Source organism: Streptomyces sp. NPDC050164 (genome assembly GCF_044459945.1).
Classification (GTDB): Bacteria; Actinomycetota; Actinomycetes; order Streptomycetales; family Streptomycetaceae; genus Streptomyces; species Streptomyces coeruleorubidus_A.
On record NZ_JBITJK010000029.1, the window covers coordinates 40,709 to 60,608 of the forward strand.

The window sequence follows — 19,900 nt, forward strand, 5'->3', positions numbered from 1 at the left end:
CGTACGGGTCTGGCCACCCGGTCGGCGCCCCACTCGGTGGGGCGGTGATCGGGATGTCACGGAACGTGATGCGGGCGGGCTGTGTGTCCGACCGGAGGACGGGTACCCGTCCGGCGCCTGAAGAGGTCCGCTCCGCAAGAAGGAGGTCCGAATGACCAGCGAGACGGAGACCGGCGGCGTGACCGGTACGCAGGACAAGGACTACAACCTGATCTGGTACGTCGAGGCGTGCCTGAACAATGCCCTGCGTCTGGAGAGCTACGTCCAGGACGCGGAGCGCGCCAAGGACACCGAGGTCGCCGACCTGTTCCGCAAGGCCCAGGCGGACAGCCGCAAGGGCGCCGAACTGGGCAAGGCGCTCCTGCGCACACGCCTCAACGGCGGCTGAGGCCCATCGCGGCCGCACGGCCCGGACACCGCCCGCCGGCGGGGGTCCGGGCCCTCTTCCTGCCGGGGCGGCAAAACCACTCGGGCCGCCCGGCTCAGCCGGCGTAGACCCTGCCCTCCTTCACGACGTAGTCGGCCGGCGCGGAGCAGCCGAGGGACGGCGTCAGCAGCAGGCTCACCGTGAGCGGCGCGGGCTCCGTGCTCGCGGTCGAGAACTCGCAGACGGCACCCTTGCCGGTGAGCGGGTACCAGAACCAGCCGTCCACGTCGCCCACGGTCACGCGGTCCGACTCCTTCCAGGCGCCGCCGGACTGCGTGTAGACCTGGAGACGCACCGAGGCGGCGTACTCGTCCTCCGTCGAACGCAGCGCCGTGAGAGTGATCTTGTAGTCGGAGCCGAGGACGGACGAGGCGATCTGCCGGGTCTGCGGTGCCGGCGTTCGACGCCCCGGCGCCGGCGGCTCCGAGGGCGGCCGCCATCAGGACGGTGAGGGCTGCGGTCGTGCCGCGGCGGGTACGGCTGCGGGCCAGGCTCATGTGTTCCCCGTTGGAACGAGTCGGGCCGGATTGTTCCTTTCGGTGACGAAGACACCTGACGCCGACCGGAGGTTGTGCGGGGGCGGAGCCGGAGGTGGTAAGGGGTCAGAGCCGGAAGACCCGGCTCACCCGCTCGGTGAGTTCGTCCTCCGACATCGTGAGATCGACGGTGACGGTGGGCAGCCGGAGGCGTGCGGTCTCCTTGCGGAGGCGTTCCGTGAACATGTGGTCCCGTGCGGCGAGGTTGCGGTTCGCCCGCTCCGGGTCACTGGTCCTGCCCGTGAACTCCCCTTCCGGCGTGGCCCGGTTCGTGACCGCGGCCTGCCGGAACTCCGGTGTGGGCAGGAGCCAGACGGCGTGTCCGGGCTCGGTGAGCAGGGGTTGCACGAGGTGCGGCAGCAGGCGGAAGCCCTCGACGACGACACACGTCTCACGCGGCATGCGCAGCAGGTCCTCGACGATCAGCCCGAAGCCCTCACCACGGAACCAGTGGAACGTCTGGAGCATGGTCTCCGGAGACCGGTTCACCCAGCGCTCGTCCATGTCCATGGCCATGAACTCGTGCAGGAACGGGGCCTCGTCGGGCGTGGTCCGGAGGGCGTGATCCCCCATCACGTCGTCGGTCGCGTAGAGACGCCAGCCGTGCCGCTCGGCGAGCCTGCGGGCGATCGTGGACTTGCCCGCGCCGCTCCCGCCCCCGATCCAGTAGACGTGCCGCATGCCTCAGCTCTCCCGTGATCGCGCTCTGATTGTCAGTGGCGGATGCCACGATGCCGACAGCTCACCATTGCATCCCCGGACGAGAAGGAGCTGATCGTGCGCAGGCCGGTCGAGGGAGAGGTCCATGTGCACTACGGCCAGATCTACGTCGAGACCGATCCGGACAGCTTCGGGCCGGACCTCGAGGAGGCTTTCGCCGGGCAGAGTGCGGGACTGTGCGGGGCGGCGACACCGGGCGCTCTGTGGCTGAGCACCGGCCTGCACACCGGCGACGTGGGCTTCACGGTCGAGGTGCACGAGCAGGCGCCGCCGCTGGATCCGGCCTGGGAGGACGTGGTGGAGGTGTCTTTCCGTCCGGTGTCGGCGGACAGCGCACTCGTGGAATGGGGAGGGGGAGCCTCCTGGCCGCTCGATCTGGAGCAGACCGACCACCGGGTGCGGTACTGCGCCAGGGGAATGGACCAGGCGAGCGAGCGGGACACCCGCCTGGACGGCGAGCCCCAACTCGACCGCTACCTACTCCAGTTCTGGCCCGCGCCGCCCGAGCCGGACCGCGTCCTGAAGCAGACCTCGCGGATCGCCGCCTACCGGCACCGCTACGCCCGCGAGCTACCGCCGCCTCCCACACCGGCCGAACGCGCCGAAGCCGAACGCCAGGCCCGCCTCGCGCAGGAGACGGCGCAGCGGGAACGCCGGCTCGCCTTCGAACGATGGCAATGGGGCGGCCAGCCACCGAGCCAGGCCCTGCGCGACGTCGGCGGCAACGTCCGCGGCCTCCTCGAATTCGACCCCGCCCTGCTCCACGCGATCGACGCCTCCGGCCCCGCCACCCAGCGTGCGGTGGCCGTGTTCGCGGCCCGCCGGGCGTGTGAAGCGGCCGGCCTCACCGCCCTCGACTGGGTCGCCGACGCGCTGTCGGCCCTGGCCGAAGGCCGTCCGCTGCCGCCGCCGTTCGACGACGACGCCCGCATGTGGCAGACCCTGGCCACCGACCCGCGTGTCCCGGACCGCACCGTCGGCCGGGCCGTCCCTTCCGAGCGGCCCCCCTTCCGACCGCCCGCGACCCCGGGCGCCTCCCTGCCGCAGCCCCAGGAGGTGGCAGGGGCCGTCGTGGGCCCGGCGGCCGCCGTGGCGAAATCGCCTGCCTCCAGCTCCGCCCCGTACGCCGGGGCGTTCACCATCGGCCGACCGGACTCGTCCCTGCGGATGTCGCAGCCGCACATGGCCCTCCCTGCGGTGACGGGCGCCACCGAACCCGACCCGCTCCGGGCGGCCCTCGACGCGGTGTTCGCGGCCGTCGTCACGTACGGCGAGAACCACCCGGCCCTCCTCGCGGAGGTCTGGTCCGTGTGCAAGGGACGGCACGCGTAGCCGGCCCCTGACCGCGCCCCGGTTCACGCACTGAAACCGTGGGGCAGCTGGGTCTCCTCCGAGCCCTTCGACCACACCTGTGCCCTCCAGTTCCTGGAGCGGTTCACCGGCGTCGAGGAGGCCAACGTCAGCGGCGGGCGGCCTTCGGTGACCTGACGTCCGCCTTCCGCGGAGGTCGCGACCCTGCCCGAGCCGGCGCTGCCCGGCGCCGGCCCCATGTGTGAGAACCGCGGCGCCGGTGCCGTTCCGCAGGGCTCCCCACCCGCGCGAGGCACGTGACTGACCCCGCCCCGCCGGGTACCCGGGCGTTCCGCCAGGACCGGCCGGGCGGCCGCTCGCGGCGCCGACCCGGTCGGTCGCCGGCCATGAGCCGAAGGAGCCCACGCATATGACGGACGTATCCGGTACCGGTCCCGCTCCGGGCGACGACCGCAAGGTCCTCACCAACCGCCAGGGCCATCCGGTCTACGACAACCAGAACCAGCGCACCGTCGGCGCCCGCGGCCCCGCCACGCTGGAGAACTACCAGTTCCTGGAGAAGATCAGCCACTTCGACCGGGAACGCATCCCCGAGCGCGTCGTGCACGCCCGCGGCGTCACCGCCTACGGCCACTTCGAGGCCTACGGCACCTGGGGCGACGAGCCGATCAACCGCTACACCCGGGCCAAACTGTTCCAGGAACGCGGCAAACGCACGGACGTGGCCGTCCGCTTCTCCACCGTCATCGGCGGACGCGACTCCTCCGAGGCCGCCCGCGACCCACGTGGTTTCGCGGTGAAGTTCTACACGGAGGACGGCAACTGGGACCTGGTCGGCAACAACCTCGCCGTCTTCTTCATCCGCGACGCGATCAAGTTCCCGGACGTCATCCACGCCCTCAAGCCGGACCCGGTGACCTTCGAACAGCAGCCCCGGCGCATCTTCGACTTCATGTCGCAGACGCCCGAGGCGATGCACATGCTGGTCAACCTGTTCAGCCCGCGCGGCATCCCCGCGGACTACCGTCACATGCAGGGCTTCGGCGTCAACACGTACAAGTGGGTCAACGCCGACGGCGACACCAAGCTCGTCAAGTACCACTGGATGCCCAAACAGGGCGTGCGCAGCATGACCGAGGAGGACGCGGCGAGCGTCCAGGCCGACTCCCTCGGTCACGCCACCAAGGACCTGTACGAGGCGGTCGGGCGCGGCGACTACCCGGAGTGGGAGCTGCTCGTCCAGATGATGGACGACCACGACCACCCCGAGCTCGACTTCGACCCGCTGGACGACACCAAGACCTGGCCCGAGCAGGACTTCCCGCCGAAGCCGGTCGGCCGGATGGTGCTCGACCGGATGCCGGAGAACTTCTTCGCCGAGAACGAGCAGATCTCCTTCGGCACCGGCGTCCTCGTCGACGGCCTGGACTTCTCCGACGACAAGATGCTCGTCGGCCGGACCTTCTCCTACAGCGACACCCAGCGCTACCGGGTCGGCCCGAACTACCTGCAACTGCCCGTCAACCAGGCCAAGAACGCGGACGTCAGCACCAACCAGCGCGACGGCCAGATGACGTACCACGTGGACGGCGGCGGCGAGAACCCGCAGGTCAACTACGAGCCGTCGATCACCGGCGGCCTGCGCGAGGCCCGCTACCCGACCCACGACGAGCAGGGACCCGTCATCGAGGGGCGGCTCACCCGCAAGCGCATCCCCCGCACCAACGACTACATGCAGGCAGGCCAGCGCTACCTGCTCCTGGAGGACTGGGAACGCGAGGACCTGGTGAAGAACTTCATCGACCTGCTGTCCGAGTGCGACCGGCCCGTCCAGGAGCGCATGGTCTGGCACTTCCTGCTGGTCGAGAACGACCTCGGACTGCGGGTCGGCGAGGGACTGGGCATCGGCCCGGAGGACGTCGCCGGTCTGGAGCCGCTGGCCAGCCAGGACCTCACGGACGAGGACCGCGAACGCCTGGCCAAGCTGGGCAAGAACCAGCCGCGCGACGTCGAGGGCCTCACCATGACCCACTGCGTGCCGGACGAACGGCACGTCGTGACTCGCTGACCGGTCACCCCGCCAGGGCGCTACGGGCCACCGCGAGGGGCTGATCCGCGTAGCTGCGGCCGAACAGCACGGCGTGCACCAGCAGCGGGAACAGCTGGTGCACGCCGACGCGGTCCGCCCAGCCGTCGGCGAGCGGCGCCGCCTCCTGGTAGCCGTCCAGCACCTGCTCCAGGTGCGGACAGCCGAACAGACGCAGCATCGCCAGGTCGGTCTCGCGGTGCCCGCCGTGCGCGGCCGGGTCGATCAGCCGGACATGCCCGTCCACCCCCCACAGCACGTTGCCGTTCCACAGATCGCCGTGCAGCCGCGCGGGCGGCTCGGCGGGCCCCGCCAGCTCCGGCAGCCGCTCGCACAGCCGCTCCACGACGGCCGCCTCCCCGGACCGGACGGTGCCCTGGTCGACCGCGCGCCGCAGATACGGCAGCACGCGATGCTCGGCGTACCAGACCGGCCAGTCGGTGCCGGTCTCGTTGCGCATCGGGGCGAGCCCGATGTACGCGTCCGTCGGCCCGTCCGGGGGCGGCGCGCCGAACGCGGGCGCCCCGGCGGCGTGCAGGGCGGCCAGGTCACGGCCGAAACGCACCGCCGCCTCCCGGCTCGGCCGCCCCTTTGCGACCCGGTCGACGACCAGCCAGATCCCGTCGTGACCGTGCACATCCGGTATCCGCACCGTGCCGGCGCCGGCCAGCCAGCGAAGCCCGGCCGCCTCGGCTCGCGTCGCCCCCGGAGCGTCGGCACGCTTGACGATCACCACCCGCCCGTCGTCGAGTGTGACCTCGGCGAGGGCCCCGGACAGGGGCCGTTCCCCGGTGACCGCCCGCCCGGTGAGCCGGGCCACGACTTCCGTACTGGCGGTCATACGCGCTCCTCCTCGACTCCGAGCTTGATCGACACTCAGAGTACGACCAGGCCCATCACGGGCGCGGGGCCGTGTCGATGTGCGGCTCCGCCGCAGGGGCGCGACCGGCCCCCACGCACCCGCAGACGGCACTCGACCCGGTCCGCCTCGACCCGGTCCGCCTCGACCCGGTCCGCCTCGACCCGGTCCGCCTCGACCCGGTCCGCCTCGACCCGGTCCGCCTTGCCGGCCCCACTCGGAGGCCGTTTCGATTCCGGGACATTCGCCACGCCCCGGTCACGCGGGACGGTGAAATCCCGTCGTCCGCCGACAGAACCGGGTGCCGCCGGGGGAGCAGTCGGAGCATGACGAGTTCACCGTTCCAGCGCACCATCGCCCTGCCCGCCCCCGTGTGCGAACAGGCCGCACAGCACCTGGAGCAGGCCGCGCACCGGGCCATCGACGGGGCCGCGATCCCCCTGAAGGCCTTCCGCGCGGCCGCCGACAACGACTTCACCCTCCCCGCGTCGGTCGTCGAGCAGGCGGCGGCCTGCCTGCTGGTCCTGGCCACGGAGACCGCCCAGACCGTACGTCCCTCCGCCCTGCGCGCCACCATCAGCGTCGCGCTGCGGTTGCGGGACGCCGTGGAGCTGTCGCATCAGCCGACTCTCAGCAGCAGGTTCTGGTAAGGCAGGGTTGGCGGCGGGGCCTGCGCGTCAGGTCTCGCGGAAGGCGACCTCGACCTGCTTGCGGCGCAGTTCCTCCAGGGTGGCGCGCTGCCGCCGGGCCCGTTCGACGAGGTCGTCGAGCTGCCGCGCGTCGAGGCGCGCGTCCGTGGCGGCCAGGGCGCGCAGCGTCTGCCAGCCGGCCGTCTTGCCCTCGACCCCGAGCCCCATCGCCTCCAGCTCCCACAGCGTGCTCAGCGGGGACCGCCGTACCAGGCTGCCGTTGCTCTTCAGCCGGCCCATCTGCTCGGCCGCGCGGCCCGCGTACACCTTGTAGCGCCGCACCGGGACGTCGAGCCGCCGCATGATGTGGAGCAGGCTCGCCCGGTCCTCGGCGATCTCGGCGGCGACGGGGGCCAGGGCGTCGGCGAGCGCCGTACCCCGGCACGAGCGCAGCAGATAGCGAATCCGCGCGGTCCCGGCGGTGGCGCCGGCGAGATGGTCGTTGAGGTAGATGCCCAGCAGCGACATGTCGGTGGCCGGAGCACGCTGGGCGCCCGGCGGATCAGTTCGCGTCATGACACTGCTCCTGTCCTGCTCCGGCCCTGCCCCAGGGCCGCCGGAACAGGGGGTTCGCCGGACTTTTCCGGCTTGCGGAGGATTACGTGGGGCGGGTGCCCGGGCCCCTCCCGGCGAAACGGGAACGGTCTCGCTGCGCCCCAGGCCGTTTGGAATGTGGCCGAGGCCACATCCTGGACGAGGTCCCGATCACGTCCGGGTGCGCGGGGCGGCGGCTACCGTCTACGGGCAGATCCCCGCTTCCCCACCCTCTCGGACGGCCCGGCAGTGCAAGCAGACCTCTCCCCTGTCATAGCGGCGACCGCCCAGTGGCTGACCCGCGCCTTCCCCGCCTCCGGCGGCGCGCTCGCCGCCGCGCTGTGCGAGGTGCAGGCCCGGCAGGCCGTGACGGTCGCGGCATGGCTCAGGTACCCGACGGCGATGGACGCCGCCCTGGTCGACGTGGCGGGCCCCGGCGGCTCCGCGCGGCTGGACTGGGTCACCGGCGCCGACGCGTCCCTGGGCGACGACGTGGACACGCCCGCCTGGCGCACCTGGGTGGACGAGGTCGTCGCGAGCTGGGCGGCCAGTCTGCTCACCGACCCGCAGCTGGCCGAACTGGCGGTGGCCGCGCTCGCCGAGGGCGACCACAGCGCCGGCACACCGGCCGAGTTCCGCCGGCTCGTCGCGCCCGACGACAGCGATCAGCGCGCCGCCGCCCTGCTGCGCCACCCCGACCTGCTCGCCCCCGTGGCCGAACTGCACCACTCCCAACTCCTCGACCGCCTGCACCCGGGCCGCACGCTGATCGCCTGACACGGGCGGGGGTGTCCCTGCGGGGCACGCCCCACCGGCGCACGGCGGTCTCGGTCCGCCGGCCTTCGGCGGTGTCTGTCCGCCGGTCCGCGGCGGCGTTGGCCCCCGGTCCGCGAAGGTGTTGGTCCACAGACCCGCGACGGCTCTGCCTGTCGGCCCCCCGCGGTTTCGGCCCGCCCACCCCAGCGCCTGCCCCGTGCCCCCGTCACAGGCTGGACGAGCACCCCCGGCCCCCAGCTCTCCACCCACCCCCCGGCCTGCACGAACAGCCGGTAACCTCAATCCCTCACCCTCCGTGACTCACCGGTTTGCCGTAAGCGACCGTGCCTCGGTCGCACCGTCGGCGGACGCTGATCGTGGGCTCGACGGCCTCCGGCCACCCTCGGCGGCACGAGGCGCACACGGTCGTGCCGGGCCACACGCCGCTGACGGAGGAGAGACCGAGATGACCACCGCCCTCTCACGGAGCTGGGGACACGCCGTCGTCACGGGCGGCGCCGGGTTCGTCGGCTCCCACCTGTGCGCCGCCCTGCTGGACGCGGGCGGGGCCGTCACCTGCGTGGACGACTTCAGCACCGGCCGGCCCGAGAACATATCCCCGCTGCTCGAACGGCCCGGCTTCACGCTCGTGCAGGCCAACGTCGCCGAGGGCATGCGGATCAAGCGAAGGCCCGACCTCGTCCTGCACTTCGCCTCCCCGGCGTCCCCCGCGGACTACCTGCGACTGCCGCTGCACACCATGGAGACGGGCAGCCTCGGCACCCGCAACGCCCTGGAACTCGCACGGTCCTCCCGCGCCCGCTTCGTCCTCGCCTCGACGTCCGAGGTCTACGGCGACCCGCAGCACAACCCCCAGGACGAGAGCTACTGGGGCAACGTCAACCCGGTCGGCCCGCGCAGCGTCTATGACGAGGCCAAACGCTTCGGCGAGGCGCTGACCACCGCCCACGCCGGCACCCACGGCACCGACACCTGCATCGTGCGGCTGTTCAACACATACGGCCCGCGGATGCGCGGCCACGACGGACGCGCGGTGCCGACCTTCGTACGGCAGGCCCTGGCCGGCGAGCCCCTCACCGTGACCGGCGACGGCCGTCAGACCCGGTCGCTGTGCTACGTCGACGACACCGTCCGCGGCATCCTCGCGGCGGCCGCCCACGGCATGCGCGGCCCGGTCAACATCGGCAACCCGACCGAGATCACCATGCTCGACCTGGCCCGGCTGGTCGTCGAACTCGCCGGCTCCCCGTCGGAGATCCGCTTCATCGAACGCCCGGTGGACGACCCGGCCGTGCGCTGCCCGGACATCGCGCTGGCCCGCGACAAGCTCGGCTGGGAACCGCAGGTGCGCGCCGAGGAGGGGCTGCGGCGCACGATCGCCTGGTTCCGCGAGGACGGAACCGACGACTGACCCGCCCGGGCCCCCCGCACCACCGCGTCCGGTTCTCTCCCGACCGCCGAAAGGGCCGCCACCCCCATGCGCATCCTCGGAATCAACGCCCTCTTCCACGACCCCGCCGCCGCCCTGGTGATCGACGGTGGGACCGTCGCCGCCGCGGAGGAGGAGCGGTTCTCCCGGCGCAAGCACGGGAAGAGACCCCTGCCGTTCTCCGCCTGGGAGCTGCCCGAGAAGGCCGCCGCCTGGTGCCTGAAGAGGGCCGGGCTGCGCCCGCAGGACCTCGACGCGGTCGCCTACTCCTTCGACCCGGAACTCGCCCGGCCCGCCGGGGACATGGGCCTGGACGACCCGTGGGACCACCTGCGGCTGACCTACGCCCGCGAGGCACCCGGATTCCTGCGGACGGCCCTGCCCGGCCTCGACCCCGGCATCGTCCGCTTCGTGCCGCACCACATGGCCCACGCCGCCTCCAGCGCCTTCGCCGCACCGGACGCAGGCGACTCCTCCGTGCTGGTCCTGGACGGCCGCGGCGAACGCGCCTCCCACCTGGCCGCACGCCGTGTCGGTGACCGGCTGGAGGCGCTGCACGCACAGGACCTGCCGCACTCGCTCGGCCTCGTCTACGAGGAACTCACCGAACACCTCGGCTTCCTGCGCTCCTCCGACGAGTTCAAGGTGATGGCCCTCGCCTCCCACGGAACCCCGCGCATGCTCACCGAACTGCGCCGCCACGTGTACCCCACCGGCGACGGCGGCTTCCACGCCACCGGCGTGCCCTGGCACGAGCTGTGCGCGCCGCGCTGGCCCGACGAGCCCTGGACCCAGGACCACGCCGACGTCGCCGCCAGCGCCCAGGCCGTGCTGGAGGAGACTCTGCTGGACCTCGTGCGCTGGCTGCACGGCCGCACCCACGACCAGGTGCTCACGCTCGCCGGTGGCGTCGCCCTCAACTGCGTCGCCAACTCCCGTATCGCCCGCGAGGGCCCCTTCTCCCGGGTGTGGGCGCAGCCCGCCGCCGGAGACGCCGGTACCGCCCTGGGCGGCGCCCTGCTGCTGTCCGCCGGCGAGGGCGACGAACCGGAGCCCATGACCGGCGCCGACCTCGGCCGGGACTGGTCCGACGCGGAGCTCGGCGCCTGGCTGAAGACGGCCGCCGTACCCTTCGAACGGCCCCCGGACATCGCCGCCACCGTCGCCCGCGCCCTCGCGGACAACGCGATCGTCGCCTGGTTCCAGGGGCGTTCCGAATACGGCCCCCGGGCGCTCGGCCACCGCTCCCTGCTCGCCCACCCCGGGCACGCGGGCAACCTGGAACGGCTCAACGACGTCAAGGGCCGCGAGCAGTTCCGGCCCGTCGCACCGATGGTCCTCGCCGACCGCGCCGCCGAGATCTTCGACGGCCCGCTGCCCAGCCCGTACATGCTGTTCGTGCACGACGTCGCCCCGGCCTGGCGGGACCGCATCCCCGCCGTCGTGCACGTCGACGGCACCGCCCGCATCCAGACCGTCGACCCGGCCCGCGAACCGCTCGTGGCCCGCATGCTCGGCGAGTTCGAGCGGCTCACCGGACTGCCCGTCGTCGTCAACACCAGCCTCAACACCGCCGGGCGGCCCATGGTCGACGACCCGCGCGACGCCCTGGAGTGCTTCGGCTCCTCGCCTGTCGACCTGCTGGCCATCGGCCCGTACGCCGTCCGCCGCGGCGACCTGTTCCGTTCCGAGGACGCCGGAGGCCTGCGATGACCGAGCCCGCCGCCCGCACACGGGACGCCGCGTACGCCGTCGTCGTACCGACCCTCGGCCGGCCCAGTCTGCGCGTGTGCCTGCACGCCCTGGCCGAGGCGAGCGGTCCGGGGCCGGTCCGGGTGGTCATCGTCGACGACCGGCCCGGCCCGGGCCGCCCGCCCCTCACCGCCGACGTTCCGCCCTCCCTGCGCTCGCGCACCATCGTCGTACCCGGCGGGGCGCGCGGACCCGCCGCCGCACGCAACCTCGGCTGGCGGGCGGCCGGTGACGTGCCCTGGATCGTCTTCCTCGACGACGACGTCGTACCCGGGTCCACCTGGGGCGACGACCTGACCCTCGACCTGGCCGCGACGACGGAGCGGACCGCCGGGATCACCGCCCGGATCGAGGTGCCGCTGCCCACCGACCGCCGCCCGACCGACTGGGAACGCAACACGGCCTCACTCGCCGGCGCCCGCTGGATCACCGCCGACATGGCGTACCGCAGGGCCGCGCTGACCGCCGTCGGCGGATTCGACGAACGCTTCCGGCGGGCCTTCAGGGAGGACGCCGACCTCGCCCTGCGCATCCTCGACGCCGACTGGACGCTCACCGAGGGCCGGCGCACCACCACCCACCCCGTGCGGCCGGCCGGGCGCTGGACCTCCGTCCGGCTCCAGGCCGGTAACGCCGACGACGTGCTGATGACCCGGCTGCACGGCCGCCACTGGTGGCGCCGGGCGCAGGCGCCCCGCGGCCGGTTGCCCGTGCACCTGGCCCTGACCGGGGCGGGGGTGACGGCGCTCGGCTGCGCCCTGCTCGGCCGGCACCGACCGGCAGGGGCCTGCGCCGCCGTATGGCTGGCCGGCACGACCGAGTTCGCCCTGACCCGGATCCTGCCCGGGCCGCGCACCCGTGACGAGGTGCTCACCATGGCCCTGACCAGCGTGCTCATCCCGCCGACCGCGACCTGGCACTGGCTGCGCGGACGGCTCGCGCACCGAACGGCCCGGCCGCTCACCCCGCTCGGGACCGGCGAGCCGGCGCCCGCGCCCCGCCCGGCGATCAGGGAACGGCTGCAATCATGACCCGGCCCACCGGTCCTTGGCTGCTCTCCGGGCCGCACGGGGCCCCCGGCGTGCGGCAGCCCCCGCACGCCCTGGGCGGTCCGCTCCCCGCGGCCGTCCTCTTCGACCGCGACGGCACGCTCGTCGCCGACGTCCCCTACAACGGGGACCCGGCGCGGGTCGCGCTCATGCCCGGCGCGCGAAAGGCCGTCGACGCCGTGCGCGCCGCCGGGATCCCCGTCGGCGTCGTGACCAACCAGTCCGGCGTGGCCCGTGGCCTTCTCAGACCTCGCCAGGTCGAGGACGTACGCCTGCGGGTGGAGGAGCTGCTCGGGCCGTTCGCCGTCTGGGCCGTGTGCCCGCACGGACCGGGGGAGGGCTGCGGCTGCCGCAAACCGGCCCCCGGCCTGGTATTGGCCGCGTGCCGCAGACTTGCCGTCCCGCCCGAACGCACCGTCGTCATCGGCGACATCGGGGCCGACATGGAGGCCGCGCGGGCCGCGGGGGCCCGCGGCGTCCTGGTTCCCACGGCCGTCACCCGGCCCGAGGAGGTCACGGCGGCCGACGCCACGGCAGCGGACCTGATCGAGGCGGTACGCCTCGCCCTCGACTCGGCCGTGCCGACGCAGGAGTCGCGGTGATCCCCTTCCGTTCCCGCAGCCGCCTGCCCCGGACCCTCGTCGTCCGCCTCGACAGCGCCGGAGACGTGCTCCTGGCCGGGCCCGCCGTGCGGGCCGTAGCGGCCGGGTCCTCGTACACCGCGCTGCTGTGCGGGTCGCAGGGCGCCGCGGCGGGGCGGATGCTGCCGGGGGCGGACGACGTGCTGACCTACGACGCCCCCTGGGTCGGGCTGGAGCCGCCGCCCGTCACGCGGGCGGCCACCCGGCAGTTGATGGAGACGCTCACGGCGGACCGCTTCGACCGGGCGCTCGTCCTCGTGTCGTACCACCAGAGCCCGCTGCCGATCGCCCTGCTGCTGAGGCTCGCCGGGATCGGATGGACCGCCGCCGACAGCGAGGACTACCCGGGCGCGCTGCTCGACCTGCGGCACCGCAGACGGCCCCACCGCCATGAGGCCCTGGCCGCCCTCGACCTGGCACGCGCCGCCGGCTACGCCCTTCCGCCCGGCGACGACGGCGGACTGCGCGTCACCCCGCCGCCCCCCACCACCCGCCTCACCGGCCCCGAGCCGTACGTCGTCGTCCACCCCGGCGCCGCCGTCCCCGCCCGGGCCTGGACCCCCGACCGGGCGGCCCGGGCCGTCGCCGCCCTGTCCGCCGAGGGGTACCGGGTCGTCGTCACCGGAGGCCCCGACGAGCGGGAGCTGACCGCGCGGGTCGCCGGTCGAAACGCGCTGGACCTCGGCGGCGCCACCGACCTGCCGCACCTGGCCTCAGTCCTCGCCGGGGCACAGGCCGTGGTGGCCGGGAACACCGGCCCGGCCCATCTCGCCGCCGCCGTCGGCACACCAGTCGTCAGTCTCTTCGCACCCGTCGTGCCGGCCGAACGGTGGGCGCCCTACGGCGTGCCGCACGTCCTGCTCGGCGACCGGCGCGCCGCGTGCGCGGACACCCGGGCCCGGCACTGCCCCGTGCCGGGTCACCCCTGCCTGGACGGCATCGGCGACGCCGAGGTACTCGCCGCCGTGGCGGCCCTCACCGACGACCCGGCGGACCAGGGAGAACAGACGGAGCGAGGAGCGGCCGTATGAACATCCTGCTGTGGCACGTGCACGGCTCCTGGACGACCGCGTTCGTCCAGGGCCCGCACACCTACCTCGTCCCCGTCACCCCGGGCCGCGGCCCGGACGGCCTGGGGCGGGCCCGAACCTTCTCCTGGCCGTCCTCGGTGCGCGAGACCACCCCTGAGGAGCTCCGCGACACGCCCGTCGACCTGGTCCTTCTCCAACGGCCGCACGAAGCCGAGCTCGCCGAGCGATGGCTCGGCGGACGCCGACCCGGCCGGGACGTGCCCGCGCTGTACCTGGAGCACAACGCGCCCGACGGCGACGTACCGGACACCCGGCACCCGTGCGCCGACCGCGCCGACCTGACGATCGTGCACGTCACGCACTTCAACCGGCTGTTCTGGGACTGCGGCACCACCCGCACCGAGGTCGTCGCACACGGCATCGTCGACCCGGGCCACCGCTACACCGGCCGGCTCGCCCGCGCCGCCGTCGTCGTCAACGAACCCGTGCGACGCGCCCGGTACACCGGCACGGACCTGCTGCCCGCCCTGGCCGAGGCGGTGCCGCTCGACGTGTTCGGCATGGGCACCGAAGGCCTGACCGGCCACCTCGGACTGCCACCGGACCGGTGCCGCACCGCCGACCTGCCCCAGAGCGAGCTGCACCCGGCCATGGCCGAACGCCGCATGTACCTGCACCCGGTGCGCTGGACCTCCCTCGGCCTGTCCCTGCTGGAGGCGATGCACCTCGGCCTGCCCGTCCTGGCCCTCGCCACCACCGAGGCCGTCGAGGCGGTACCGCCCGGCGCGGGCACCCTCTCCACCCGCCCCGAGGTCCTGGCCCGCGCCGCCCGCCGCTACCTCCACGAACCCGAGGCCGCCGCCGAGGACGGAGCCCGCGCCCGGCAGGCGGCCCTCGAACGCTACGGGCTCAAGCGTTTCCTGGCCGACTGGGAGCGCCTGATCACGGAGGTGTGCTCATGACCCCGTCCCTCAGCCCCTTCCCCACCGGACCGCTCGGCGGCGACCCCCTCGACCCGGGCGTCCTCGCGATCGCGCTCGTCTCGGAGCACGCGAGCCCGCTCGCCGCGCTCGGCGGAGTCGACGCCGGCGGCCAGAACGTCCACGTCGCCTGCCTCGCCGGAGCGCTCGCCGACCGCGGCCACCGCGTCACCGTCTACACCCGCCGTGACGCGCCCGACCTGCCCTGCCGGGTGGAGCTGCGCGACGGCGTCGAGGTGCACCACGTCCCCGCCGGACCGGCCGAGCCGCTCCCCAAGGACGAACTCCTTCCGTACATGGGCGAGTTCGGCCGCTACCTGGCGCGCGGCTGGCGCACCCGGGCCCCCGACCTCGCGCACTCGCACTACTGGATGTCGGGCCTGGCCGCACTGCGCGCGACCCGCGCACACGGGCTGCCCCTGCTGCACACGTATCACGCCCTCGGCACCGTGAAGCGCCGGCACCAGGGCCACGCCGACACCAGCCCGCCCGAGAGGATCCCCGGCGAGATCGAGATCGGGCTGGGCTGCGACCGCGTCGTCGCCACCTGCCGGGACGAGGCCGCCGAACTGACCCGCATGGGCATACCCCCGCACAAGATCGGCATCGTGCCGTGCGGCGTCGACCCCGACCGGTTCACCCCAAAGGGCCAGGCCGCGCCGCGCGGACTGTACCCGCACCGGCTGCTCCAGCTGGGCCGGCTGGTGCCGCGCAAGGGCACCGCGGTGGCCGTCGCCGCGCTGGCCCGGCTGCCCGGCACCGAGCTCGTCGTGGTCGGCGGGCCGCCCGCGGACCGGCTCGACGACGACCCGGAGGTGTACCGGCTGCGCGCCATCGCCCGGGACGCCGGCGTCGCCGACCGGGTCCGCTTCACCGGCGCCGTGCCCAGCGAGGACGTGCCGCCGCTGCTGCGCTCCGCGGACGTCGTGGTCTGCCCCGCCGACTACGAACCCTTCGGCATCGTCCCGCTGGAAGCCATGGCCTGCGGCGTGCCCGTCGTGGCCAGCGCGGTCGGCGGGCAGCTCGACACCGTCGCCGACCCGGGCACCGGACGGCTGGTGCCGCCCCGCGACCCGCAGGCCCTGGCCTGCGCCGTCGCCGGCCTGCTCGCCGACCCGGCGGCCCGCGAGGCGTGCGGGGCGGCCGGCCGGCGCCGGGTGCTGAGCCGCTACGGCTGGGGCCAGGTCGCCGCGGCCACCGAGGCCGCCTACTGCGAGGTCCTCGACGCCGAGCCCGCCGCGACGGGCGCCGGCTGAACCGATCCGTCCCCGACCCGCCGACAGCCGCCGGCGCCCGAAGACCGAAGGAGGTGTGGGTCCGCCACCGTCCACCGGGCGGTGGCACGCCCGAACAGCATGAGCGAACACCCCGCACACCCCGCGCTCGATGCCGCCCGCCTCCACTGCCGGTCGCTTCAAGAGGCACTCGGCCGGTTCCGCCGGCACGGCCTCGAACGGATCACGGACTGGGGCGGCCTGCTCGCCGACGTCCTCGCCGGCGGCGGCCGGCTGCTCGCCGCGGGCAACGGCGGCAGCGCCGCCCAGGCCCAGCACCTCACCGCCGAACTGGTCGGCCGCTATCGCCAGGAACGCCGCGCCTACTCCGCGCTCGCCCTGCACGCCGAGACCTCCAGCGTGACCGCCATCGGCAACGACTACGGCTTCGACCACGTCTACGCCCGCCAGGTCACCGCCCACGGCCGCCCCGGCGACATCCTGATGCTGCTGTCCACCTCCGGCCGCAGCGCCAACCTCATCGCCGCGGCCGTGACCGCCCGGCAGGCCGGACTGCGTGTGTGGGCGCTCACCGGGCGCGGCCCGAACCCCCTCGCCGAAGCCGCCCACGAAGCCTTGTGCATCGACGCCGGCAGTACAGCCAACGTCCAGGAGATCCACCTCGTCGCCGTCCACCTGCTCTGCGAGTGCTTCGACACGGCCGTGTCCACACCGCTCGCACGGCGTACGGTCCTCACCCACGGGAGCACGTCATGACCGGACCGCAACCGCTCGCGGTCGTCGGGGACGTCCTCCTCGACGAGGACATCGAAGGCGTCTCGACACGGCTCTCCCCGGACGCCCCCGCCCCCGTCGTCGACGTGACGGGCAACCGGCGGCACCCGGGAGGAGCCGGACTGGCCGCCGCCCTCGCCGCCCGCGGCGGCCGGGAGGTCGTCCTGGTGACCGCGCTCGGCGACGACGACGCCAGCGAGGCCGTACGGCGTGACCTGCGCGGCCGGGTCCGGCTGCTGGAACTCCCGCTGAAGGGCACCCTGCCGGTCAAGACCCGCGTCCTCGCGGGCGGCCGGCCCGTCGTACGCATCGACCGGGGCGGCGGCACACCCGGCGAGCCCGACGGCGCGGTCCGGGAGGCACTGGCGAACGCCCGCGCGATCCTGGTCGCCGACTACGGGCGCCACACCGCGGGCGCCCTGCGGCCGCACCTGGAGGACGCCGCCCGCCGCACACCCCTGGTGTGGGACCCGCACCCCAAGGGCGACCCGCCCGTGCCCGGAGCCCGGCTCGTCACCCCCAACGCGGCGGAGGCACAAGCCCTGTACCCCTCCTCCGGAGGGACGTCACTGGGCGCGTACGCCGAGCGGGGAGCACGGCTGGCGGAACGCTGGCGCGCGGCGGGCGTCGCCGTCACCCTCGGTGACCGCGGGGTGCTGCTCGCCCGGCCCGGCTCCGGTACGCCGATGCTCGTCCCCGTGCCCTACCGGGCCGCCGGCGACCCGTGCGGCGCGGGCGACTGCTTCGCCGCGACGACGGCTGCCGCCCTCGCCGACGGCCTGCTCCCCGAGGAGGCGCTGCAACGGGCCGTCGCCGAGGCCGCCGCGTTCGTCGCGGCCGGCGGCGCGGGCAACCCCGACCTGTGGCGGACCGAGCCGCCGCCCGGCCCCGCGGACGACCCCGCGACCGACGCGTTCGCCCTCGCGGAGAGCGTCCGGGCCCGCGGCGGCACCGTGGTCGCCACCGGCGGCTGCTTCGACCTGGTGCACGCCGGTCACGTCGGCCTGCTGGAGAGCGCGCGGCGCATCGGCGACTGCCTCATCGTGTGCCTGAACTCCGACGCGTCCGTCACCCGCCGCAAGGGCCCCGGCCGCCCGCTCAACCCGGCGGCGGACCGCGCCCGCGTCCTCGCCGCGCTCGGCAGCGTCGACGCCGTCGTGGTCTTCGAGGAGGACACCCCCGAGGCGGTACTGGCCCGGCTGCGCCCGGACGTCTGGGTCAAGGGCGGCGACTACTCCGTCCAGGACCTGCCCGAGGCGGAGGTGCTCCGCGCCTGGGGCGGCCAGGCCGTGGTCCTGCCCTACCTCGACGGCCGCTCCACGACCCTGCTGACCCGCCGAGCGGCAAAGGCGGCGACGGTGGCCTTGCGGCCGTCGGGTTCCTGACGGCGTACGGCTGACCGGCCGCTGAGGCGGTCCCGCCGATCGGTCGTTGTGGCCCCGGCTCTCTCCAGCAGCCGCGGCCGACCGCCGTGCGCGCCCCGGGAATCAGCCTCAGTCGGTCACGGCCACCAGTCGCTGCGCCCCCCGCCTCGCCCCCGCCTCGCTCCCGCTCAGGCCGCCGTGCTCAGCGCCGGCTGCCCCTGTACGTCGCCCTCCTCCGTCCGGAGTACCACCGGCGTCGTGCTGCGGCGCTGTCGCAGCAGGTAGCCCGCGCCGATCGAGCCGGCGATGAGCAGGCCGCCGGTGACGAGTGCGCCACGGGCGCTGGCCAGTTCCATGAGGAGGCCGAGGGCGGGCGGGCCGCCCAGGCTCCACACCGTGCCGACGCTGCCCCACACGCCCAGCACGCGACCGCGCAGATGGGCGGGCGGGTCGGTCTGGAGGACGGCCGTGCCGGCGGTGTCGGAGACGGACTCCACCACGGCCATCGGCAGCACGAGCACGATCAGCACCGCGAGCGACGGCGACAGCCCCGCCACCACCTGGAGCAGCGCCCCGGCCGCCGCCAGCGCCCCCACGAGCCGCACGGACGGCCGGCGCAGCCGGGCGCCGAGGACCGCGCCGAGGATGCCGCCGACGGCGAGCACGGTCGACACCGTGCCGAACGAACCGGCACCACCCGCGAGCGGCCCGGTGACGAGCACGGCCAGGGTGAGCCCGTAGTTACGGCCGAACACCGCGCTGATCCCGGTCACCCCGGCGAGGGCCATCAGACGCGGCCGGCGCGCGAAGAAGGCCAGCCCTTCGCGCACGGACATGTCCGAGCCGGTGCGCTTGGGGCCCGCGGCGACCTCGCGCACCGCCCCGGCAGCCGGCCGCAGGAACGGAATGACCGAGGCCACGAACAGGAACGACAGGCCGTTCGCGAAGTACGCCGCGGACGTGCCGAGGAACCCCACCGCCACACCGGCCATGGCCGCACCCACGAGCCGGCCCGACTGGTGCACCAGCGCCCCGACCCCGATGGCCGAGGGCACGTCCTCCGCCGGGACGAGATCGTTGCCCAGCAGGGCACACGCCGGGTTGTCGACGGTCGCGACGACACCCGTGACGGCGGCCAGCACCATCAGGGAGGTCATGTCGAGCCGGTCCAGCGTCACGAGCACGGCCGTCGTGAACGCGATCGCGCCGAGCAGCGCCTGGCTCACGGCCGCCGTCAGCTTGCGGGGCCACCGGTCGACGGCCGCGCCGCCGAGGACGCTCATCAGCAGGGCAGGGGCGGCCTGCACGGACATGGACAGCCCCGTCGCGGCGGCGGACCCGGTGATCTCGAGGACCAGCAGGTTCTGCACCGTGAGCTGCATCCACGTACCGGCGTTCGACACGAAGTTCGCGACGGACCACCAGCGCATGCTGCGGTACCGCAGCGACCGCCAGGGCGAGCGCGAGACGGGCTGGGCAGGGGAGGGCGAGGAAGACACAGTGCGGTACTCGCAAGACGAGTCGGAGGACTCAGCAGGAGGGGGACGAGGAGAACGAGAAGCACCGGCTGCGCTGCGTGGTGGTTCCCCTCGCCGGATGCGGCGCCGACCATCGTGGCAGAGGGGACCCCCGAGTCGGATCCATCCGCCCCTTGCCCGCCGTCCTCACACCTCCCAACCGTCCTCAGCCTCCTGGCATTTGAGGCC

Annotated in this window: 19 protein-coding genes and 1 pseudogene; 14 read left to right on the forward strand and 6 right to left on the reverse strand. The window is 74.3% G+C overall.

Annotation, left to right across the window (positions count from 1 at the left end):
• Window positions 1–151: 151 nt before the first annotated feature.
• Window positions 152–388, forward strand: coding sequence for a hypothetical protein (locus ACIBNA_RS30770; protein WP_399168445.1), 237 nt, complete (start codon window positions 152–154; stop codon window positions 386–388).
• A 94-nt stretch (window positions 389–482) separates the two neighbouring features.
• Here the strand turns inward: ACIBNA_RS30770 and ACIBNA_RS30775 are convergent.
• Together ACIBNA_RS30775 and ACIBNA_RS30780 are read right to left on the reverse strand one after the other, a co-directional pair.
• Window positions 483–924: pseudogene (locus ACIBNA_RS30775) on the reverse strand (hypothetical protein).
• Between the two features lie 105 nt (window positions 925–1,029).
• Window positions 1,030–1,644, reverse strand: a complete 615-nt coding sequence (locus ACIBNA_RS30780; protein WP_399168446.1) for a hypothetical protein — start codon at window positions 1,642–1,644, stop codon at window positions 1,030–1,032.
• A gap of 96 nt (window positions 1,645–1,740) precedes the next feature.
• Between ACIBNA_RS30780 and ACIBNA_RS30785 the strand changes: the two genes are divergently transcribed.
• Window positions 1,741–3,015 (forward strand): hypothetical protein, encoded by a 1,275-nt coding sequence (locus ACIBNA_RS30785; RefSeq protein ID WP_399168447.1) that lies wholly within the window; start codon window positions 1,741–1,743, stop codon window positions 3,013–3,015.
• Between the two features lie 388 nt (window positions 3,016–3,403).
• Window positions 3,404–5,062 (forward strand): catalase, encoded by a 1,659-nt coding sequence (locus tag ACIBNA_RS30790; protein ID WP_399168448.1) that lies wholly within the window; start codon window positions 3,404–3,406, stop codon window positions 5,060–5,062.
• Between the two features lie 4 nt (window positions 5,063–5,066).
• Here ACIBNA_RS30790 and ACIBNA_RS30795 read toward each other — a convergent pair whose 3' ends face one another.
• Window positions 5,067–5,921: a fructosamine kinase family protein gene (locus ACIBNA_RS30795; RefSeq protein ID WP_399168449.1), complete on the reverse strand. Its 855-nt coding sequence runs from the start codon at window positions 5,919–5,921 to the stop codon at window positions 5,067–5,069.
• A 35-nt stretch (window positions 5,922–5,956) separates the two neighbouring features.
• Window positions 5,957–6,190, reverse strand: coding sequence for a hypothetical protein (locus ACIBNA_RS30800; RefSeq protein WP_399168450.1), 234 nt, complete (start codon window positions 6,188–6,190; stop codon window positions 5,957–5,959).
• A 75-nt stretch (window positions 6,191–6,265) separates the two neighbouring features.
• Between ACIBNA_RS30800 and ACIBNA_RS30805 the strand changes: the two genes are divergently transcribed.
• Window positions 6,266–6,589 carry a hypothetical protein gene (locus ACIBNA_RS30805; RefSeq protein WP_399168452.1) on the forward strand — a complete coding sequence of 108 codons (324 nt, stop codon included), beginning with the start codon at window positions 6,266–6,268 and terminating at the stop codon, window positions 6,587–6,589.
• A gap of 27 nt (window positions 6,590–6,616) precedes the next feature.
• Here the strand turns inward: ACIBNA_RS30805 and ACIBNA_RS30810 are convergent, their stop codons facing one another.
• The gene (locus ACIBNA_RS30810; RefSeq protein WP_399168453.1) at window positions 6,617–7,144 is read right to left on the reverse strand and encodes a hypothetical protein; all 528 of its coding nucleotides are present in this window, start codon (window positions 7,142–7,144) and stop codon (window positions 6,617–6,619) included.
• A 267-nt stretch (window positions 7,145–7,411) separates the two neighbouring features.
• On the opposite strand from ACIBNA_RS30810, the gene ACIBNA_RS30815 reads away from it, so the two are divergent.
• From ACIBNA_RS30815 to rfaE2, 10 genes are all read left to right on the forward strand, one after another.
• Window positions 7,412–7,939, forward strand: a complete 528-nt coding sequence (locus ACIBNA_RS30815; RefSeq protein ID WP_399168454.1) for a hypothetical protein — start codon at window positions 7,412–7,414, stop codon at window positions 7,937–7,939.
• 445 nt (window positions 7,940–8,384) lie between these two features.
• Window positions 8,385–9,350: an NAD-dependent epimerase/dehydratase family protein gene (locus tag ACIBNA_RS30820; RefSeq protein WP_399168455.1), complete on the forward strand. Its 966-nt coding sequence runs from the start codon at window positions 8,385–8,387 to the stop codon at window positions 9,348–9,350.
• 66 nt (window positions 9,351–9,416) lie between these two features.
• On the forward strand, window positions 9,417–11,081 hold the full coding sequence (locus ACIBNA_RS30825) for a carbamoyltransferase (RefSeq protein WP_399168456.1): 1,665 nt from the start codon (window positions 9,417–9,419) through the stop codon (window positions 11,079–11,081).
• Window positions 11,078–12,151: a glycosyltransferase family 2 protein gene (locus tag ACIBNA_RS30830; protein WP_399168457.1), complete on the forward strand. Its 1,074-nt coding sequence runs from the start codon at window positions 11,078–11,080 to the stop codon at window positions 12,149–12,151. The genes ACIBNA_RS30825 and ACIBNA_RS30830 overlap by 4 nt, the downstream gene beginning before the upstream one ends.
• On the forward strand, window positions 12,148–12,771 hold the full coding sequence (locus ACIBNA_RS30835; RefSeq protein ID WP_399168458.1) for a D-glycero-alpha-D-manno-heptose-1,7-bisphosphate 7-phosphatase: 624 nt from the start codon (window positions 12,148–12,150) through the stop codon (window positions 12,769–12,771). Before ACIBNA_RS30830 ends, ACIBNA_RS30835 begins: the two co-directional genes overlap by 4 nt.
• Window positions 12,768–13,841: a glycosyltransferase family 9 protein gene (locus ACIBNA_RS30840; protein WP_399168459.1), complete on the forward strand. Its 1,074-nt coding sequence runs from the start codon at window positions 12,768–12,770 to the stop codon at window positions 13,839–13,841. Before ACIBNA_RS30835 ends, ACIBNA_RS30840 begins: the two co-directional genes overlap by 4 nt.
• Window positions 13,838–14,803, forward strand: a complete 966-nt coding sequence (locus ACIBNA_RS30845) for a glycosyltransferase (RefSeq protein ID WP_399168460.1) — start codon at window positions 13,838–13,840, stop codon at window positions 14,801–14,803. Before ACIBNA_RS30840 ends, ACIBNA_RS30845 begins: the two co-directional genes overlap by 4 nt.
• Entirely contained in the window at window positions 14,800–16,077 is a 1,278-nt protein-coding gene (locus tag ACIBNA_RS30850) for a glycosyltransferase (RefSeq protein ID WP_399168461.1), read from the forward strand. The genes ACIBNA_RS30845 and ACIBNA_RS30850 overlap by 4 nt, the downstream gene beginning before the upstream one ends.
• A 99-nt stretch (window positions 16,078–16,176) precedes the next feature.
• Complete coding sequence (locus ACIBNA_RS30855) at window positions 16,177–16,812, forward strand: SIS domain-containing protein (protein ID WP_399168462.1); 636 nt, start codon at window positions 16,177–16,179, stop codon at window positions 16,810–16,812.
• Window positions 16,809–18,215 carry a D-glycero-beta-D-manno-heptose 1-phosphate adenylyltransferase gene (gene rfaE2 / locus ACIBNA_RS30860; RefSeq protein ID WP_399168463.1) on the forward strand — a complete coding sequence of 469 codons (1,407 nt, stop codon included), beginning with the start codon at window positions 16,809–16,811 and terminating at the stop codon, window positions 18,213–18,215. The genes ACIBNA_RS30855 and rfaE2 overlap by 4 nt, the downstream gene beginning before the upstream one ends.
• A gap of 167 nt (window positions 18,216–18,382) precedes the next feature.
• Here the strand turns inward: rfaE2 and ACIBNA_RS30865 are convergent, their stop codons facing one another.
• A complete protein-coding gene (locus tag ACIBNA_RS30865; RefSeq protein WP_399168464.1) occupies window positions 18,383–19,624 on the reverse strand; it encodes an MFS transporter in 1,242 nt (413 codons plus the stop codon).
• Window positions 19,625–19,900 lie beyond the last annotated feature (276 nt).

Excerpts from the sequence above, each read along its gene's own strand:
- ACIBNA_RS30770 (WP_399168445.1), top strand. The coding sequence starts at position 152 with ATGACCAGCGAGACGGAGACCGGCGGCGTGACCGGTACGCAGGACAAG.
- ACIBNA_RS30805 (WP_399168452.1), top strand. The coding sequence starts at position 6,266 with ATGACGAGTTCACCGTTCCAGCGCACCATCGCCCTGCCCGCCCCCGTG.
- ACIBNA_RS30845 (WP_399168460.1), top strand. The coding sequence starts at position 13,838 with ATGAACATCCTGCTGTGGCACGTGCACGGCTCCTGGACGACCGCGTTC.
- ACIBNA_RS30835 (WP_399168458.1), top strand. The coding sequence starts at position 12,148 with ATGACCCGGCCCACCGGTCCTTGGCTGCTCTCCGGGCCGCACGGGGCC.
- ACIBNA_RS30830 (WP_399168457.1), top strand. The coding sequence starts at position 11,078 with ATGACCGAGCCCGCCGCCCGCACACGGGACGCCGCGTACGCCGTCGTC.
- ACIBNA_RS30780 (WP_399168446.1), bottom strand. The coding sequence starts at position 1,644 with ATGCGGCACGTCTACTGGATCGGGGGCGGGAGCGGCGCGGGCAAGTCC.
- ACIBNA_RS30795 (WP_399168449.1), bottom strand. The coding sequence starts at position 5,921 with ATGACCGCCAGTACGGAAGTCGTGGCCCGGCTCACCGGGCGGGCGGTC.
- ACIBNA_RS30865 (WP_399168464.1), bottom strand. The coding sequence starts at position 19,624 with ATGCGCTGGTGGTCCGTCGCGAACTTCGTGTCGAACGCCGGTACGTGG.
- ACIBNA_RS30790 (WP_399168448.1), top strand. The coding sequence starts at position 3,404 with ATGACGGACGTATCCGGTACCGGTCCCGCTCCGGGCGACGACCGCAAG.
- ACIBNA_RS30850 (WP_399168461.1), top strand. The coding sequence starts at position 14,800 with ATGACCCCGTCCCTCAGCCCCTTCCCCACCGGACCGCTCGGCGGCGAC.
- rfaE2 (WP_399168463.1), top strand. The coding sequence starts at position 16,809 with ATGACCGGACCGCAACCGCTCGCGGTCGTCGGGGACGTCCTCCTCGAC.
- ACIBNA_RS30855 (WP_399168462.1), top strand. The coding sequence starts at position 16,177 with ATGAGCGAACACCCCGCACACCCCGCGCTCGATGCCGCCCGCCTCCAC.
- ACIBNA_RS30810 (WP_399168453.1), bottom strand. The coding sequence starts at position 7,144 with ATGACGCGAACTGATCCGCCGGGCGCCCAGCGTGCTCCGGCCACCGAC.
- ACIBNA_RS30825 (WP_399168456.1), top strand. The coding sequence starts at position 9,417 with ATGCGCATCCTCGGAATCAACGCCCTCTTCCACGACCCCGCCGCCGCC.
- ACIBNA_RS30820 (WP_399168455.1), top strand. The coding sequence starts at position 8,385 with ATGACCACCGCCCTCTCACGGAGCTGGGGACACGCCGTCGTCACGGGC.